Source organism: Agarivorans sp. QJM3NY_33, assembly GCF_050870865.2.
Taxonomy (GTDB): Bacteria; Pseudomonadota; Gammaproteobacteria; order Enterobacterales; family Celerinatantimonadaceae; genus Agarivorans.
In genome coordinates this window covers 188,302-206,427 of the sequence record NZ_CP194039.2, presented here as the reverse complement: position 1 = coordinate 206,427, position 18,126 = coordinate 188,302, and the positions used below count along the sequence as shown (strand labels likewise).

The 18,126-nt window shown below is 45.7% G+C and carries 15 protein-coding genes and 1 pseudogene; 5 read left to right on the top strand and 11 right to left on the bottom strand.

The window, feature by feature from the left end:
* Nucleotides 1-127 precede the first annotated feature (127 nt).
* A complete protein-coding gene (gene alr / locus ACRRSY_RS00945; protein WP_432455079.1) occupies nt 128-1,207 on the bottom strand; it encodes an alanine racemase in 1,080 nt (359 codons plus the stop codon).
* Between the two features lie 78 nt (nt 1,208-1,285).
* Nucleotides 1,286-2,650 (bottom strand): alanine/glycine:cation symporter family protein, encoded by a 1,365-nt coding sequence (locus ACRRSY_RS00940; protein WP_432455080.1) that lies wholly within the window; start codon nt 2,648-2,650, stop codon nt 1,286-1,288.
* A gap of 816 nt (nt 2,651-3,466) precedes the next feature.
* Here ACRRSY_RS00940 and dgcN point away from each other — a divergent pair.
* The 4 genes from dgcN to cspE all read left to right on the top strand — a co-directional run bounded on the left by dgcN (nt 3,467) and on the right by cspE (nt 6,871).
* Nucleotides 3,467-4,474, top strand: coding sequence for an N-acetyltransferase DgcN (gene dgcN, locus ACRRSY_RS00935; RefSeq protein WP_432460640.1), 1,008 nt, complete (start codon nt 3,467-3,469; stop codon nt 4,472-4,474).
* Nucleotides 4,474-5,448, top strand: a complete 975-nt coding sequence (dgcA, locus tag ACRRSY_RS00930; protein ID WP_432460639.1) for an N-acetyl-D-Glu racemase DgcA — start codon at nt 4,474-4,476, stop codon at nt 5,446-5,448. Before dgcN ends, dgcA begins: the two co-directional genes overlap by 1 nt.
* A gap of 12 nt (nt 5,449-5,460) precedes the next feature.
* The gene (locus ACRRSY_RS00925) at nt 5,461-6,318 is read left to right on the top strand and encodes a D-amino-acid transaminase (RefSeq protein ID WP_432455083.1); all 858 of its coding nucleotides are present in this window, start codon (nt 5,461-5,463) and stop codon (nt 6,316-6,318) included.
* 340 nt (nt 6,319-6,658) lie between these two features.
* A complete protein-coding gene (gene cspE / locus ACRRSY_RS00920) occupies nt 6,659-6,871 on the top strand; it encodes a transcription antiterminator/RNA stability regulator CspE (protein ID WP_432455084.1) in 213 nt (70 codons plus the stop codon).
* A gap of 670 nt (nt 6,872-7,541) precedes the next feature.
* Here the strand turns inward: cspE and ACRRSY_RS00915 are convergent.
* The 5 genes and pseudogenes from ACRRSY_RS00915 to ACRRSY_RS00895 all read right to left on the bottom strand — a co-directional run.
* Nucleotides 7,542-7,777, bottom strand: a pseudogene (locus ACRRSY_RS00915) (hypothetical protein); the annotation flags it as partial.
* Between the two features lie 43 nt (nt 7,778-7,820).
* Nucleotides 7,821-8,576 carry an EndoU domain-containing protein gene (locus ACRRSY_RS00910; protein WP_432464176.1) on the bottom strand — a complete coding sequence of 252 codons (756 nt, stop codon included), beginning with the start codon at nt 8,574-8,576 and terminating at the stop codon, nt 7,821-7,823.
* A gap of 244 nt (nt 8,577-8,820) precedes the next feature.
* On the bottom strand, nt 8,821-9,627 hold the full coding sequence (locus ACRRSY_RS00905; RefSeq protein ID WP_432464175.1) for a PoNe immunity protein domain-containing protein: 807 nt from the start codon (nt 9,625-9,627) through the stop codon (nt 8,821-8,823).
* Complete coding sequence (locus tag ACRRSY_RS00900) at nt 9,624-10,376, bottom strand: PoNe immunity protein domain-containing protein (protein WP_432464174.1); 753 nt, start codon at nt 10,374-10,376, stop codon at nt 9,624-9,626. Before ACRRSY_RS00900 ends, ACRRSY_RS00905 begins: the two co-directional genes overlap by 4 nt.
* Before the next feature lie 8 nt (nt 10,377-10,384).
* The gene (locus ACRRSY_RS00895) at nt 10,385-10,702 is read right to left on the bottom strand and encodes a hypothetical protein (protein ID WP_432455092.1); all 318 of its coding nucleotides are present in this window, start codon (nt 10,700-10,702) and stop codon (nt 10,385-10,387) included.
* A 314-nt stretch (nt 10,703-11,016) separates the two neighbouring features.
* Between ACRRSY_RS00895 and nfi the strand changes: the two genes are divergently transcribed.
* Complete coding sequence (nfi, locus tag ACRRSY_RS00890; protein WP_432455093.1) at nt 11,017-11,691, top strand: deoxyribonuclease V; 675 nt, start codon at nt 11,017-11,019, stop codon at nt 11,689-11,691.
* Here the strand turns inward: nfi and ACRRSY_RS00885 are convergent.
* The 4 genes from ACRRSY_RS00885 to ACRRSY_RS00870 are packed head-to-tail and all read right to left on the bottom strand — an operon-like array spanning nt 11,684 to nt 18,125.
* Nucleotides 11,684-12,553 carry a hypothetical protein gene (locus ACRRSY_RS00885; protein WP_432455094.1) on the bottom strand — a complete coding sequence of 290 codons (870 nt, stop codon included), beginning with the start codon at nt 12,551-12,553 and terminating at the stop codon, nt 11,684-11,686. The genes nfi and ACRRSY_RS00885 overlap by 8 nt on opposite strands.
* Nucleotides 12,553-16,950: an RHS repeat-associated core domain-containing protein gene (locus ACRRSY_RS00880; protein WP_432464173.1), complete on the bottom strand. Its 4,398-nt coding sequence runs from the start codon at nt 16,948-16,950 to the stop codon at nt 12,553-12,555. The genes ACRRSY_RS00885 and ACRRSY_RS00880 overlap by 1 nt, the downstream gene beginning before the upstream one ends.
* A gap of 16 nt (nt 16,951-16,966) precedes the next feature.
* Complete coding sequence (locus ACRRSY_RS00875; RefSeq protein WP_439033341.1) at nt 16,967-17,845, bottom strand: hypothetical protein; 879 nt, start codon at nt 17,843-17,845, stop codon at nt 16,967-16,969.
* A complete protein-coding gene (locus ACRRSY_RS00870; RefSeq protein ID WP_432455097.1) occupies nt 17,838-18,125 on the bottom strand; it encodes a PAAR domain-containing protein in 288 nt (95 codons plus the stop codon). Before ACRRSY_RS00870 ends, ACRRSY_RS00875 begins: the two co-directional genes overlap by 8 nt.
* Between the last annotated feature and the right edge of the window lies 1 nt (nt 18,126).

Genomic DNA, 18,126 nt, shown 5'->3' with positions numbered 1-18,126 from the left:
ATCGACAAACCAAACTAAGCGAGTACCTTCTATATCGATAGTTTTAAGGAAGAGATACGGCGGGAAACAGGGGCAATTATTCTGCCCCTTAATAACAATATAATAGTGTTAGCGGAATACCACTTCGCTAGGTAAACGCCTTACTTTTAACGACTCGCTTAGTCAACTTAATACACAATTCATAGGGGATGGTATCAATGGCTTGAGCCACCGTTTCAATGGGTAATTGACGACCCCAGAACTCGACGCTATCACCCACTTGATCGCCGGCATCAGCGCCCAAATCAACCGTGAGCATGTCCATCGATACCCGACCCACAATGGGGACAATCCGTCCGTTAATATAGACTGGCGTACCTGCGGGTGCTGAACGAGGATAACCATCACCGTAGCCCATGGCGACCACTCCTATCAGCGTATCTTCTGTGGCTCGCCAAATTTCACCGTATCCAATCGGTTCACCTTTGCGGTGATGACGCACCGAAATCAATTTCGACTTCAAACTCATCACTGGTTTTAACTGATGTTGCTGACCAATTTGTTGCTCATTAGGAGCAATACCGTACAACGAGATCCCGGCGCGCACATAGTCATATTGCGCATCGGGCCAATACAGCGCGCCAGCCGAATTCGCAAGGGTTTTGGGCCCAGAATAGTCCTTGGTTAAGTCTTCAAATAAGGCTATTTGCTGGCGGGTGGTAGCTGAATCTAAGTCATCAGCGCAGCTCAAGTGGCTAATAAAACCCAGCTCACCGGCGAGATTAACGCAGCCCTGAAGCTGCTGAACAAAGTCATTAAACTGGGGACGCTCAATCCCCACTCGATGCATGCCTGTATCGAGCTTCACCCACACGTGCAAAGGCCTGAGCAAATGTGCTGCGGTAAACTGTTGTAACTGGAAGTCACTATGGATCACGGTGTGAAATTGGTGCTCGGCAGCGAGCATTAAATCTTCGCTACAAAAACAGCCTTCTAACAGTAGGATCGGCGTGATAATACCTGCTGCGCGCAGTTCCAGCGCTTCTTCAATTCTCGCCACGGCAAACATATCAGCACTAGGCAAGGCTTTGGCGACATTCACCGAACCGTGGCCGTAAGCATCACCTTTAATCACTGCAACCAACTGCTGCTTGGGACAAAGCCGCTTCAAAACCTGATAATTGTGCTGTAAAGCCTGTAGATCGATCACAGCTTCTGCAGTGAGCATCCTTCCTCCTTCACTAGAAAATTAAAGATGGCACCTTGCCAAGGTCGAAGCTTGGCAAGGCTGATTCACACAATAAAATTATGACTCGGTAACCCCATTAGGCGCTTGCTGCTGACTAAAGTAGCGCTTGGTTAACTTAAAGACCACCGGACTTAACACCGCTAAGGCAACTAAGTTAGGAATAGCCATCATTGCATTCAGGGTATCACCCAGCAACCAAACAAAGTCTAACTCCATAATTGCGCCGACCGGCAAAGCCACAATGAACAATAAACGAAACGGTAGAACGGCCTTAGGACCAAACAGGTATTCAGCACAACGCTCGCCATAAACAGACCAACCAACGATCGTGGTAAAAGCAAATACAGCAAGGCTAATAGCAACCAAGTAACCGCCCCAGCCAGGTAAAATTTGCTCAAAGGCGGCAGAGGTCAACGCAGCCCCCGAGGCACCTTCGGTCCAAGCGCCTGAAATCACAATCACCAGACCGGTAATGCTACAAATAACCAAGGTATCAAGGAAAGTTCCTAACATGGCAATCAAGCCTTGACGAACAGGTTCATCAGTTTGAGCACTCGCATGGGCAATCGGCGCAGAACCGAGACCGGCTTCGTTAGAGAACACCCCGCGCGCCACCCCAAAACGGATCGCCATCCAGACTGTTGCACCAGCAAAACCACCTTGAGCCGAAGCCGGCGTGAAGGCATGTTCTAGAATCGTCATAATCGCTGGACCAATTTCTCCAAGGTTCATCAGCAAAATGATAAGGCCACAAACGATATAGGCAACCGCCATCACTGGCACCAAGGCACCAGCAAACTTACCCACTCGTTTTAAGCCCCCAAGGATAACCCCGCCCGCCAGTACCATAATGATTAAGCCAACCATTAACGGCGAAAATGAGAAGTTAGACTCTAGCACCTGGGCAATCGAGTTTGACTGCACCGCGTTGCCAATCCCAAAACATGCCACCGCGCCAAATACCGCAAACAAGGTGCCCAGCCAGGCCCATTTCTTGCCCATACCATTTTTGATGTAATACATTGGGCCGCCAACATAGCTGCCATTTTCATCTTTTTCACGGTAGTTAACCGCCAATACGGCTTCGGCGTATTTGGTGGCCATCCCTAATAAAGCAGTCATCCACATCCAGAATAATGCTCCCGGACCACCAATAAAGACCGCTGTCGCAACCCCCGCGATATTACCCGTACCAACAGTGGCTGACATCGCCGTCATCAATGCCTGAAAAGGCGGGATTTCACCTTTACCACTTGCTCCTCGGCCATCCCACATCAGTTTAAAAGCCGGGCCAATATTGAGGATCGGCATAAACTTCAAGCCTACGGTGAGAAATATCCCGACGCCCAAAATTAACACCAACATTGGTACACCCCAAACGATGCCATTGAGCTGGCCAATCAGCCCAGAGATAAAGTCCATTTATTTGTTCTCCATAATTATATTTAAGAAAGCGATTTAGATTAGTCACAGCAAGTAGTAGACCAATCTACCAAACACCATCCATAACGGCGTGTTATGAGTAGCTTAGCGACGACCAACACTAACAAATGTTAAATAGTCATAACATGGACACAGCTTATTACTCACTAGAATAATTCGCCATATTACAAGCCAAAAGCAAGAATAAAACGCTATCTATAAATGCTCTATTTAAACCTCTTTTATCGACAAAAGGCAGATAGAAACATACTGATACATTTTATTAACATTTGACATAGTAGTGTAAATCAATTCGAAAAAATAGCTAAATAGCACCAAATATGTGCAACATCACAGAACAAAGCCCCATTTGGGTGCAATAAATAACCGCAGTTCCTCATTCACATTCGATGTACCTACATGAGACGAAATAAAAAGTCAGATGGGATGAATAAAAATATCAGACAGAGGCGCAGAGCATCCATCTACCGAGGAACTTAAGATCAATATTATATAAATCCAAGTTTCCATCATTGCTGATGAAATATTCTGGAACGCAAAATTTTTAAGACATTAATCCCCACCAAAAACAAAAGTAACAGCATTTCCTAAATATGATAAGGCTATCAAAAATACCCTAGTTCTGTCATCTGCCAACAGATCCTCTCATTTTGAGTAAAGTGTTTTTGACCATAAGAAGCACTACATGCGAAATTTTGTCATGTTTCTTGCAGAGAGTTTTTATCAACATTCAAGATCAATGACGCTGCTGATGCCTAAATAGTGACTCACCAGCAACACGTTTACGGAGTATTAATGATGGAACTGAAAAAACCTTATCTATTGTTTCTTGGCGACGCAGCCGATCAACTTGCAGCCAAAGTAGCCCAAGGCATTAAAACCTGGCATCCCGAGTATTGTGTGGGTCAATTTCGCCTCCCTTCTTGTAATGCGGATTGCGGCTTAGAGGACCTCTCGATTGCGGCAGCTGCAACTGCAGGAGCAAAAACTTTGGTCATTGGTGTCGCTAATCGCGGTGGCATCATCTCCGATGAATGGGTTAGTGTATTAATTGAAGCACTAGAATCAGGTCTTGATATCGCGGCGGGTCTACATAACAAACTCAGCGACATCCCAGAACTCGTTGCATGTGCCGAGAAGCATGGTCGCCAATTATTCGATGTTCGCTACCCAAGCCAAGCCTACCCAGTCGCCAGTGGTAAAAAACGCGCCGGAAAACGTCTACTCACGGTAGGTACCGATTGTTCAGTCGGTAAAATGTATACTTCATTAGCTATCGAAAAAGAAGCTCAAAAGCAGGGTTTTAATGCCGACTTTAGAGCCACCGGACAAACCGGAATATTAATCTGTGGTGAAGGCGTGAGCGCCGACTGCGTGGTGGCCGATTTTATTGCCGGAGCCATTGAAACGATTGCACCAGCCAATAGCGCTGACCACTGGGATATCATCGAAGGTCAAGGTTCTTTATTTCACCCTTCTTTTGCCGGCGTAACTACAGGTCTCATTCACGGTTCACAAGCTGACGCACTGGTATTATGTCATGAGCCAACCCGCACCCATATGCGTGGCGTCCCCGACTATTCACTACCTGATATCGACACTTGTATGCAGGCCAACTTAGCAACTGCCAGCCTCACCAATAAAAACGTACAATTTGTTGGTATTTCAGTGAATACTTCTCAGCTAGAAGAAAAAGAAGCTCTAGATTATATGGCGCAACTTGAATCAAACATTGGTTTGCCAGTCGTTGATCCATTCCGTCAAGGTGTAGGCCGTATTGTTGAAAAATTAGCGGAGCTATAATGAAGGTTCGTTTCTCTACAAAAAGTTGGCCAATCCGCGGAACTTTCACCATCTCTCGCGGCAGTAAAACCGAAGCAGAAACGGTTATTGTCGAGCTGGAAGACCAAGGAAAAATTGGCCGTGGCGAATGTGTTCCTTACGCCCACTATCAAGAATCTATCGACAGTGTACTCGCTCAGCTTGAAGGGATTTTGCCACGCTTACGTGAAGGCCTGTCGCGCCAAGAGCTACAACTGTTATTACCTTCGGGTGCCGCGCGTAATGCCGTAGACTGCGCCTTGTGGGATTTAGAATGTAAGCACGAAGGTATTTCCATTTGGCAAAAAGTGTCAGCCACGCCAGCGGCTCTCACCACCGCCTACACCTTATCTTTAGATACACCGGAAAAGATGCAGCAAGCCGCGACCGAAAATGCGTTTCGCCCCTTGCTTAAGCTGAAGCTCGGTGGAGCTGAAGATTTGCAACGCGTCGCAGCCGTCCGCCAAGGTGCACCAAACGCCAAGATCATCTTGGACGCTAACGAGGCTTGGACAGTTGAACTCTATAACTCACTGATCCCTGAGCTGATTAAGTTAGATGTAGCGATGATTGAACAGCCTTTTCCAGCGGGTGACGATGAGGCTTTAAGAAGTCTATCGCGACCGATCCCTATCTGCGCCGATGAGTCATGTCACGACCGCGCGAGCCTACCGGGCATTATCGGTAAATATGACATGATCAACATAAAAATTGATAAAACTGGCGGTTTGACCGAAGCACTGGTTTTAAAAGAACTTGCCGAACAAGCCGGTCTACAAATCATGGTGGGTTGTATGCTCTCTAGCTCGCTTAGCATGGCACCAGCTTTTGTAGTAGCGCAGGGCTGTGAAATTGTTGACCTCGATGGTCCCCTGCTACTCAGTGAAGACATCGAACACGGCTTTGAATTTAATAATAATGAGATGTTGCCTTTCACAGCACAGCTGTGGGGCTAAGAGGAAATAATCATGCAACGTATCGTGTATGTGAATGGGGAATATGTCCCTGAGTTAGAAGCAAAAGTTTCGGTATTTGACCGTGGATTTTTATTCTCGGATGCGGTTTACGAAGTCACCGCGGTGCTCGATGGCAAGCTCATCGATAATGCCGGCCACTTGGCCCGCTTAGAACGCTCATGCGCTGAGCTCGAACTGACCTTGCCAGTGAGCGGCGAGCAGCTCACCGAGATCCAACGCGAACTGATCAAGCAAAATGGGCTAACAGAAGGTGGCATTTACTTGCAACTTAGCCGTGGTAATGCCGGTGATCGCGACTTTGCTTTTCCAGCAGACACCGCTCCGACCTTGGTATTATTCACCCAATCCCGCCCACTGATCGACTGCCCCAAAGCCGCCAAAGGCATGAAGGTGATTTCCATCCCTGATATTCGTTGGAAACGTCGCGACATAAAAACCGTAGGCTTACTTGCCCCCTGCCTAGCGAAACAAGCTGCGCTAGCAGCTGGTGCTAGCGATGCCTGGTTGATTGAAGACGGTTATGTCACCGAAGGAAGCTCAAACAACGCTTATATCGTCACCGAGCAAGGGAAAATCATTACTCGGCCTTTAAGTAACGACATTCTACATGGCATCACTCGCGCTAGCTTATTACAACTCGCCGAAGATGCTCAACTGGAAGTGGAAGAGCGCAACTTCACCATTGAAGAAGCTTATGCAGCGAAAGAAGCCTTTGTGAGTTCGGCAACCACCTTTGTATGGCCGGTGATTGAGATTGACGGCAAAGCGATTGGCGATGGCAAACCAGGTCCTATTGCCCAAAAGCTACGTGAAATATACATTAAAGTCGCACAAGCGGCAGCAATATAAGTCGCTCAAGACAATTCTCAGACCTGATACAAATGTGTATCAGGTCTTCCTTCTCTAGCTGAGCTTCAGCGTAAACACTATAAAAACATGCCCCGACAGGATCCACTGAATTTATATATTTCAAATATGGCTTTACAATACTCGAAACTCAGGTACTATTATCTTGCTCTGCTATACAGAGTTATTAGTGAACCATCAAGTAAATGTAAACCTCAGAATTTCTTCGTTACGGTTGTTATCCTCAGTTTTCCCTTAGCTTTATCGTCACATTCAATAATTCAATTTCAGCGCTCGCATTATCGCGATAACTTTATGAATTTTAAATATTAAGGGACACAATATGTCTAATAAAACAACTGGTTCAGTAAAATGGTTTAACGAAGACAAAGGTTTTGGTTTTATCACTCAAGACAACGGTGGCGCTGACGTATTCGTACATTTTCGCGCAATTGCTTCAGAAGGTTTTAAAACCCTTGCTGAAGGCCAAAAAGTATCATTTGACGTAGAGCAGGGCCAAAAAGGTCCTCAAGCTGCTAACGTAGAAGCAATATAATATATGCTATCAACGTAAATGCTACATTGGCATTTACGTTGGCTCTATTAACGATTAATCCACTATTTATTCTGTAACTTAGATCATCAACGCATTTCCAATAACGACTTCTTGTTAGTGTCATGACCTCCTCTATTTACTTCATAATAAATACATCGATAATTTAAATATCGCATCGTACCGCTTCATTAAATAAAAATTATAAGGACATCTATGTCTCGTTCAACAGGTCGACAACGGTTTTGGTTTCAACAATCACGCCAACAAAATAATAAACCCGCTAAGTAGCATATTTCTTCTCAAACTACATCATGTTCTAATAACGGCAAACACAAATAGCCGTTGTTAAATCATCGTGAGCATCCATATTGCTCAAACAAACATATAAACCAAGCCTTTACTTATCAAGACCTAAGATAGCTCCCATTTTGAAGAATACGGCGGTGGCGATTGGGCTCGTACACATACCAGATAAATTGGCCTTGGGCGGTGATTTTACGGCTACGGCGACCTTCTTCCCGCGCGCGTTGTAGCGATATTCGGTCAGCCCCTGCTCCGAGCTATGCTCGGCCACCAGGCGGCGGCCGTCATCATAGCCCCAGCGCCACTGCCTGCTGCGCTTTTCAACCAGCTTGCCGTTATAATTCGGTTGGGTGTCTAGTTAGGCAGTAGCATAGGCACAAACATCGATGGCAAACACCTGAGTTAACAGAAGAATACGCTGCTCTACCCACTCTATGCGATGCTCATAGCTCTGCCCGGAGTGAGAGGCTTGCCACAAAGAAATCCACGCCGAACACAGCGGGAGACACATTGATAGTACGGTGTATCTTGGAGACTGACCTGTGATTGACGTGAACGCGACACAAACAAGCACCCTGTATATTTGGATATGAATATAAGCATTGTTGCTTATGCCTACTTTTACCAATTAGGGTGGGTGTCTAGGTTATCTTCTAGGTGTTACACCGCTCCATTTATTTCCAGTAACCACCTTATTTTGGTAAGCAGCATCCACCTCGACTTTAATTCGATCTGCGGACCACGAATCTGGAAACATCGTAGATATACCACCATTATTAGTTTTAGGTAAGAAATCATCAGGACTAGACGGGTCTGGTACTTCTATCTGAGCGGTATATACGCCTTGAGCATTTGGTTGAGACTCAGTTCCTGGTATCACACGTACATTACCTGTCGCTGTCGAATGACCACCAACCACATTTCCATTTGGTTTGACTTCTCCACTCAGAATGTGACCATCGAAATCAATGGGTGCGGTAACATTACCAACATCTCTAGTCGCAATTGCATTTAAATCGACAGACTTATCTGAAACACTATCCACCAACTCAGAGGGCTTACCACGAGACTTCCACTCTTCAATACTCCCATCGCCACCATTCGCCAACCACGTGCGATGTCCCAGCTCATCTTGCTGAGCTTGTTGCTGAATAAAACCGGCTACATCATCTGAACCCGCTCCGACTTCAGCCGAATAAAACAGCAGTGCCCATGGTGTTTTGGGTATCAATGACGCCAATAAAGACCTTTCCGCAACAGCATAAACCGCTTGGTTGGCGGCTTGCCGCGTAGCGTATTGTCCTAATACTTGCGAGCCTGTTGATGCTAAGGGCTGAGCAGCCGGAGCCAATAGAGGGAGTCCAGCAACCAAAGGGGCACCATCCTCTTTACACAAACCCAAAGGATCTACCCAGTTAGTCGGGCTTGGAGTGTATTGGTAGAGGTTTAAGCCACCGAGTAGTTCAATCGGGTCTTGCTGGATGTAGCGCCCTTGCTGTGGGCAGTAGTAACGGTGATGGTTATCATGCAGGCCGCTTGCACTGCTTTTATGTCATTAGGTTTATTGACACCACCCAAGCCAAGGGATTAGGTGATTGCTTACTTAGCCTTGTAAATATAAAAATCTATAAATGAAAGTTGAATCATTAGCCTCGAACAACCCCCTTAATTAAGGCGCGGGGAAACATTACATGCTCATTCATGGATGCTTTAGGAGTGTCAAAAAGCGTGACTATTAAAGCCGCTTCAAAGCACCAGTAGCCAACGTAATAGTCGGTGTATTCAAATTCACAGTCACATAAATGCTTATCGAACCAATCTGCATCTTCTAGGCTGTCGTACCACTGCCTTATAAACACATTCAGATGTTCTGCTTGAGCATCGCCTTTACTATTTATGGCATCCAATAGCGCTTGATATGTGCAGGGGTAGTAAAGTGTGGAAGAAATGGGGCGGTCAGTATCCCCTAACTTATGGGCAATACGGTCTAATAGCGCATCGTTACCCCGCTCTGCGATGATGTCTAGAACTTGTTGAATATGCGTTTGCTCTGCCCCCACCGCAACCAACAAGGCTAACCACCATAAAGCGTAAACATAGCGATTAATATTGGCTGAGCCGCAGGCTTCACCTACCCCACCTAAACGCTCAAAGTCTTGGCGATAACATTGGTGTACAGCGGGCAGTTTATCTGCGGTGGCACTTAGCTGCTGGCGATAAGGCAATATCGCCAACACGGATAACTTAAGAGAGACCATATCGCTACCATAAGAGTAATGCGCGACTGCACGCATGATGGCAAGCTGGAAGAGTTGCTGGGCCACATCGACTTGTTCACTGAGCGAGGTAAAAACCCCTTCATCTAGCGCCTGTTGGGTTTCTGCTAGCGCTTCGTCTAAATCGCTTAACAGCTCGCTAAAATAGGCCTCATCACGGCGTTGGTCTCGAATCACTGCTCACTCCAGTGAACCAAGTCTTTGGGGTAGTATTGATGGTCGATATAGAGGCGGTCATCTATCTCATAAAGCTTAGTAATTAAAGCCGCTTCCCAGCACCAATAACCATCGTAAGCCTCTCCATCCATCAAGTGGTAATCTGGGCTACCCTCTAGCTTGTACCATGCATCTAAGTAAGCCAACATCAGCTTAGGGCGCTCAGCAGGTTCAGCCTCAATCACTTTGAACAGTTTGTTGAAGCGGCGTTTGAACAAGACGCTCTCTGCAACTTCGCGCTCGGTATCGCCCAGCCTAACCGCGATGTTATCAAACAAGGCATCTCGACCTTGGTTTCCAATTAAATCTAAGACCTCTTGGTAGTAGGCTTGCCCCATATCTAAGCAATAGGCAAAACTCAACCATTTCAAAAAAATGTCTGCCAAATAATCTTCGCGAATTTCTTCCCAACCAATACGATATTTTTGCTCATTTGAAGGCAAGGCATCTGCGAATTGCTTCTGTTTGCGGCGATACTCAATAGCCATTTCTAAGAGATACTCAAACTCACTTAAGTCATCCCCAAGCGAATAGCGTTCTTGCATTAACACAATATGATTTGTCAGTAGGCGGAAAGACAAATTGAGCTTGGTTGAAACACCCAACTCAGCTTGTGATGAAAGCTTTAGAGCTCTTTTTTTAATCGACTCTTGGCTGTAGTCAACTAACTCTTCAAAATATTCTTTGCTTTTATTCGTATCCCTAATCATCTTGTACCTTATAAAATCAATCCTGAACTAACAACTTTAGCGTGCTTATCTAATCGCTTTGCGACGACTGTGCCATCTGCTTTATTGCGGATTAACATTTTTTCAACACTACCATCACCCTCGTCAAGCGCGTCTAGAATCCTATCACGCTCTTTCCTGCTAGTGATGCCTGCATCCCTTAGGCGCTTGTCCGTCACCCAGTCATCACTCATCTGCTTGCCAGTCGTTGTCTTACCCAAGCGCGATTTGCCGTATTTCGCCTCGGTAATCACAAAATCAGGGGGCGGATTGGGGTGTTGGTAAACACCATCGGGACGAGTACTCACGTTCTGATGTCAGAACCATGCGCACTGCGTGTTCACGGACTTCTGGGGAATAGGTAATTCTTTTGCTCATTGGCTAATTCTCTCAAGAAAGTTAGCCTCCGACAAACTAAGGGCGATTCACCCTTTACAACAACTGAAAACGTGCATAATATGCTGATTAATTATAGCCTTTGGGACAAAACGATCACCCAAAGCAATAGAATGTTTCTAACCACTACATGCAACTGAATGCATAACGAATGGGCAATACATAAGTATATTGGATTAAGTGCCCATGATGTTCATTGCTGTAACCAAACAGATACAGATTTCTTATGCAGCCAGTCATTACACACTCTTGGGATATTACTGAAACAGAAGCCTTGCAACTTCAGCACTCACTTGCAGCTAAAGTAATACAAAAAGATCAATTTGGTAAAATTCATCTGGTTGCCGGAGTTGATGTCGCCTATTCCAAGGAAAGCAACAAACTAATAGCTGCAGCCGTCATTCTTGACACAACTACTTTAGAAGTAATCGAAACAGCGACAGCAACTGATACTGTTAATTTCCCTTACATTCCTGGTCTATTTTCTTTTCGCGAGCTACCACCGCTAATGAAGGCCTTTTCAAAGCTTAAACACACACCTGACTTAGTCATTTGTGATGGACAAGGTCTTGCTCATCCCCGGCGCTTTGGGTTGGCCTGTCATTTGGGAGTGATCTTTGATGTACCGACTGTCGGCTGTGGCAAGACACGATTACTCGGAGAACATGAAAATCCAGATACAACAAGAGGCGCAATTGCGCCTCTTGTTGATAACAATGAAATAATTGGTAATGCATTAAGAACGCAAACTGGTATCAATCCTATTTACGTTTCAATCGGCCACCGTATTTCACTCGCAACGGCCTGTGAATGGGTACTAAAACTCTCTCCTAAATACCGGCTACCAGAGACAACTCGACAAGCGGATCAAACAGTTCGTGCAACCTTAAAAGCTAAATAATAACTTCTTCACCATTAAACCTCACATAACAGTTAGGATGTGCTAGTTTGAAATGCTTTACATCATCATTTGTCAAAATGTCAGATTCCACATACAACTCAGAAAGCTTAATCAGTCTGATTATTTTTTGAAAACTTACATTAGTTATACCAGTATTATATATTTGAAGCTGCTGAGTGTCTTTCAGTCCATCACCCTGAAGTAAATCACTAAACATACTATCAGTTATATTCGAACCAGAGATATTTAACTTCGTTCCGCCACTAATCTCTCTCAAGAAGTCTGGACTATAAAACTTATCAACTAATACTAAGCCTTTTGATGCTTCTATTTCTTGGAAATAGTGACCACGTACAGTCAATAACGATATCTTTTCTTCAGACTCAAAATGCAGGGCCATCTGAAACTTACCTACAGCATGAATACAAAAGTCTTTAATACTTCCACCCTCATCCCATACATAATCTTGTGTCATGCGATCATCCTGTTCAGCATGCTCTAAACTTTGTAAAATGCCATTTAAATACTTTGCTTCCGAGACTTCCTCTCCATTGTCATACTGTTTTACTATCGAATGTTCACCCTTATAAAAAAAGTAAGCAACACCGTTATATAGCTCTCCTCGAAATTTAAAAGGTTCGTCAAATCCGTCTAAAAATTCAGCATCAATTTCTAGTTTACTGGTTTCATAAAGTGGAAATGGTAAGGTGTAATCGCCAACTATTTTCCCTTGGCGACATATTTTTTTTTCAACCACAACACCATCGACAACATCTATAATGACACCACTAAACAAGCTCCCGCAATAGAACGCTTTATTGAAACTATCAAATTCAAGTTCACTTTTAACTACTATCATCATCAATGACCAGTCAATATATCAAAACCCTGTAAAATACCACTACAATGATTACAAGCTGTAAATGGCCCACCTTGACCAGGGCTGTTCTGAAGCTTATAGGTTGAAACTTGTACGTTACTAATATCAAAACCTGGCTTTGCTTTCACTTGATTCAACACATAATTTGCAGACTGTATTTCCGCATGAAGCCCTGGCATACCCTTCAACCCTTTTTCATCACGAAGTCCAAACTCGGCACCTTGCCTCACATGCGCTTTGATTTGGTCCCTTATCACAGGATTTAAATCATTACCAGTTTTCGCATACAGCCTTGTTACTTCATCCAAGTAAGCCGCTTGGTCTGTTATTCTGATGAAACCATTATTTTCCCCAAACCTCTCAGTGCCCGGGAAAGTTCTTCCTTTTTTCATAGAGAAAGGAATATTTTGAAAGGTTTCACCCACAATGCCTTGCTCAGCTATACCAGCACAAGAAAGTGCTACCCCATCCGTTCTACCTGCTGCAATTAATGCATTAGCTTCAATTTCAACTCTAGAATTTAAATTATCTCCAAATATTTTTCTGATAGAAACTATATCATTTTTCTGCCCATCGCTCAGCTTAAATTCATCTGCCAAGCCAGTTTCCTCAGTAACATTAGCCACCAACTCAGAGGGCTTACCCCGAGACTTCCACTCCTCAATACTACCATCACCACCATTAGCCAACCACGTTCGATGCCCCAGCTCATCTTGCTGAGCTTGTTGCTGAATAAAACCGGCTACATCATCTGAACCCGCTCCGACTTCAGCCGAATAAAACAGCAGTGCCCATGGTGTTTTGGGTATCAATGACGCCAATAAAGACCTTTCCGCAACAGCATAAACCGCTTGGTTGGCGGCTTGCCGCGTAGCGTATTGTCCTAATACTTGCGAGCCTGTTGATGCTAAGGGCTGAGCAGCCGGAGCCAATAGAGGGAGTCCAGCAACCAAAGGGGCACCATCCTCTTTACACAAACCCAAAGGATCTACCCAGTTAGTCGGGCTTGGAGTGTATTGGTAGAGGTTTAAGCCACCGAGTAGTTCAATCGGGTCTTGCTGGATGTAGCGCCCTTGCTGTGGGCAGTAGTAACGGTGATGGTTATAATGCAGGCCGCTTTCATCATCAAAGTATTGGCCTTGAAAACGCAGCGGGTTGTCTATTTGCTTAACGCTTAGTTGCTCTATTGCGCCGTAGGCCTGATAGTGGGCTTGCCATACGATGTTGCCTTGCTCATCACTTAAACGAATAGGCGTGCCAATATGGTCTAAATGGTAGTGGTAAACCTGCCCTTGTTTAATCATGACCAGTGGGCGGTGACTATTAGGCTCGTACACATACCAGGTAAATTGCCCTTGGCAGTGTTCACCGATTAGCTGTTGGCCCTCCCAGAGATAGTCAGTGGTGCCACTGGAGGTGATTTTACGGCTACGACGCCCAAGAGCATCGTAATGATATTCAGCATGTTTTCCCCCCTCACTCAGCCGGACCAGTTGGTTCAAACCATTAAATACCCGCTGCTGACGCACCTTACTTTGGCTAGCGAGTACTTGATTGCCGTAGCGGTCGTAGCGGTAGCTGCGCTCGTTGAGCATCAGCAGTTTATCGCCGACCAACTCGCCTTGTTTGGGGTTAGCAAAACTGTCGAAACTAAAGGCTTGATTGTCACCGCTGTGAGAGGTGGCCTTGGTGAGTTGGCTAAGCGGGTCGTAGCTGTAATTTTGTGCGCCCAGCTCACTATCGTTGACCCCCAGCAATTGGTCGCCATCATCAAAACGGTAGTCACGCGCCAGATTTAATGTGTCGCCCTGCCACTCTTGCTTCAGCAAACGCCCTTGAGGGTCGTAATGATTATGCTGTTGATGACTAGCACTGAGCTCGCGGTTTAGCTCGCTGCCGCTGGCATTAAACTGGCGGGATATCAGTGCTTGGCCATTCAATGTTAGTTCACTTAAGCGACCGTGTTCATCGTAGCGATAACGAAGCATACTGCTGTCAGGTAAGCGGGTTTGGCTGCGCAAGCCTTGCTGATTAAGCTGATGGCGGATATGCCAGTCGTCTTGCCAGTGTTCCTGTAACTGACCATTGGCAAAGTAATTAAAACGAATTTTACGAGCGCTATTATTGGCTTGGCTTAGTTTGCCTTGTAAGTTGTAAGCAAAGTCGTTAATTAAAGTCATGCCATTGGCGGTGCTACGCTGCTCAATCACTTGGCCTAAGCTATTTCGCTTCAGCTGCACCAAACGCTCGCTGTTTTCCACTAACTGTATTAGTTGACCAGCCAGGTTGTATTGATAGGCTTGCTCGCGCCCATCAAAACCGATGGTTTGACGTATACGCTCACAACTGTCGTATTCCAATTGATAACGCTGACCGTCGCTACGCTCAATGGCTGTTAGGTTGCGCTCCTTATCGTAGCTAAAAGCAAGCCATGAACCATCGGGGTTAATCTGTTTACTAGGCTGCGATAATCCTTGATATTCAAAGTTGGTGGTATGACCAAGCGGGTTGGTTCGGGCGCTGAGCCGTCCAGCTTGGTCATAGGCGTATCGCTGGCACCGGGTTTGCTGTGGCTGGTCTTGGTGATAATGAACTACCTCAATCAGCTGCCCTTGGGCATTACGAACATACTGACTAACCCAACCGTAGGCATTCACTTCACCATTACATTCCCCAATAGCGTTATAGCTGTAGCGCGTCAGGGCATCGCCCACTTGCTTGGCGCTCAGCAGACCTTGTTCATTCCACCAAAATAACTGTGCAGGCTGATTACCGGCAGACTTGTTGATTAAACGACTGTGCGCATCGTAGCGATATTGAGTGACCACACCTTGAACGTCGATTTCTTGGGTAAGTAAACCTAAGCTGTTGTATTCCCGTTTGAGTGATGAACCATCGGCATAGTCAATCTGATTCACAAAACCTAAACGATTATAGGAATAACAAGTCAAGCTTTGGTTAGGATGGAGCTCGGCAACTAACTGGCCTGCACTATTATAATGGAAACACGTAGTTGTCCCATTTGGTTCAGTTTGGCTAATTTTTCGCTGGAACTCATCATATTCAAATCGCCAGGTGGCACCATCGGGCGCATTTTTTTTAAGCAATTGACCCTGCGCATTATGCAAGTAAGTCCAACAGTTATTATAACTATCGAAACTACGGCTAATCCCTTGTTCCGGCTGATACTCAAAACGATAATGATAGTGCTGATTATCGCCCCACTGCTCAACACACCGAGCGTGTTGGTCACTACCATCCCAGCGGAAATAGTGACGAAATCCCGAAGCGCGTGTTCTTTGGATCAACAAACCTTGCTGATAACGGTAGTGCTCTTGCTGAGCGAAGCGATTGCTTGCGCGAATCAACCGACGCTTGTCATCGTAACCATAATTCGCATAAATTTGCGCATCTTGAGCTCTACTAGAGCACACCTCAAGTAAATGGCCCTTTAGGTCGTAACGTAAATAGATCCGTTGACTACGATTCACCGCGACACCAATCAGTCGATGCGCCGCTGAATAGCTCAACAAGAATGCACGATCCACTCCTTCACTTAATTTGGTCAGTAACCAAGCTTGCTGCGTTTTACTAAAGTACAGTGTTTTGCCATCCGCGTGACTGATGGTAATATCATCACTTTGATGCCGCAGCACCATACCGGATTTAACTTGAATGCTTTTGGCTCCGACGGCAACATATGGAAAGCGGAATACTTGACCCAATGCGTCGGTAAATTGCCAGCACGGCTGTTCGCCGAAATCTTCCTCTAAGCTATAATGAAAATTACTACGCCAACCCAGACCCAGTCCCAGATCAAGGTGGGAGCAACTAGAACGATAAATACGCTGCCAGCACAGTGCTACATGCCCCTGTAGATGAACATCTACCAACTGAAGGACTTCCTCACCACTACTCATCGCAACAGGATCGCCGCACAATACGGTATCTTGATGATCAATCGATTGTGCAACAGGCTCACTTGCGTACTGGTCTTGAGTTTGTACTTGAGTCTTCGAGCGCCCTCCCGGAGCTTTGGGTTCATTTTGGACGGATGAACTCCGAGAGGGAGTCGAAGCAGGAGATGAAATCGGCAACTGTTTTACCCGCTGCTGATAACACCAAATTTCGCCAGAGAGTAAAGCATTTACAAGCTGTTGCCGCGGCTGCTTTCGCTTATTTAAAGGCAACAAAAGATAAACCGTATGCAGCCCTTTTCCAGCAGCATTGACGGCCCCATTAAACTTCGTTAAAAACAGCTCAACGCTCGCGACATCAGTAAAAGAAATTGATATTGAGGTATTTTTTTTAATGCCTTTAAAAAACTCATAAGCAAAACCATCGTTAGCGGTTACAACTTGTTTTTGGGTTCCATCCATACTGCTGTTTACACCACTAAGCGACCCAACGAAGCGTCATTGCGCTCCGATAGGCATCATCGGAAAGAGCCAGCTGAAAGCTTGTTCCAGCATATTTTTGCTGCTGATACAGCATTAAACAATGGCATAAGTTATAGATACCACTACACACCCCCAAGTCGCCAATCAGTGCATCGGCAAAGATAAACTGGCTGCGCGATGTAAGGCTGTCTTGAAAATACTCAACACTGTGTAACCAGCCATCCCTCAAAGCTTGCGGCAACGCAGTTGGGAAATAACATTGGCTGAGCGACTTGCCGCATTGACGCTGATAGCGCTGAATCAGTGCTGCAATCGTAGCTTGAGTGCTTTTATCTGAAGTCTGCACTTCGTAACCGGTCCAAGGGATCACAAAGCCTTTGTCTGCTGGACGCAGTCGGCCGGCAATAAAACATTGGCTGGCAGGAGTGCTCGGTTCTCTCACAAGAGTGATTAAACGCGGGTCCTCATGGTAGGCAATGAGCTGAATATCACTCACTTGCTGTTGCGAAAACAGCTTAACCGCTTGACGCATAGCTAATTGCAAAGCACTCCGGCCATAGGGGAACAAATACACTTTGGCTAAACCTTTTATACTAGGGATCAAGTCAAGAAGCCGCTGATAGTCTTTCCCTTTAGCCTGAACAATCGGGGCCTCGGGTAGTAATACGAAAACCGCATCGGCATCCCAACGAAGCTCAAGCAAGCGCTCGGTAACTGTGTGGTCAAAGCTAAAATGGCGTAAGCAGCCTTGCTGATGAAGCCTTAATTCTGGCTGCAAGGCCTGCTTCTCGCTAAGCTCAAAAATATTGACTGGGTCATCGTATTGGCCCAACTGCATCGCTTCAATGTCTAGTGTTAAAATCATCTTAGCCAATTAACACCGTTGGATTACCTGCCAATATCTTGCCACCATGGTCGGTCGAGTCACCTAAGCGAGCTACCGCTTTTCCCCCTACAGTGACCGAACCGGAGCCCGTAGAAATTGAATCTGGAGGGCCAATGCACACTAATTTGTCACCAACACAGGCAACTGGCATCCCGCCCACAGTGACTCCTCCATTACCACTGGCAACGGGCCCTCCCACATGGGGTACTTTATTTTCAACCTTAGGACACATATGAAACGACCCCAACGTTGCGACTGGCTTACCCATG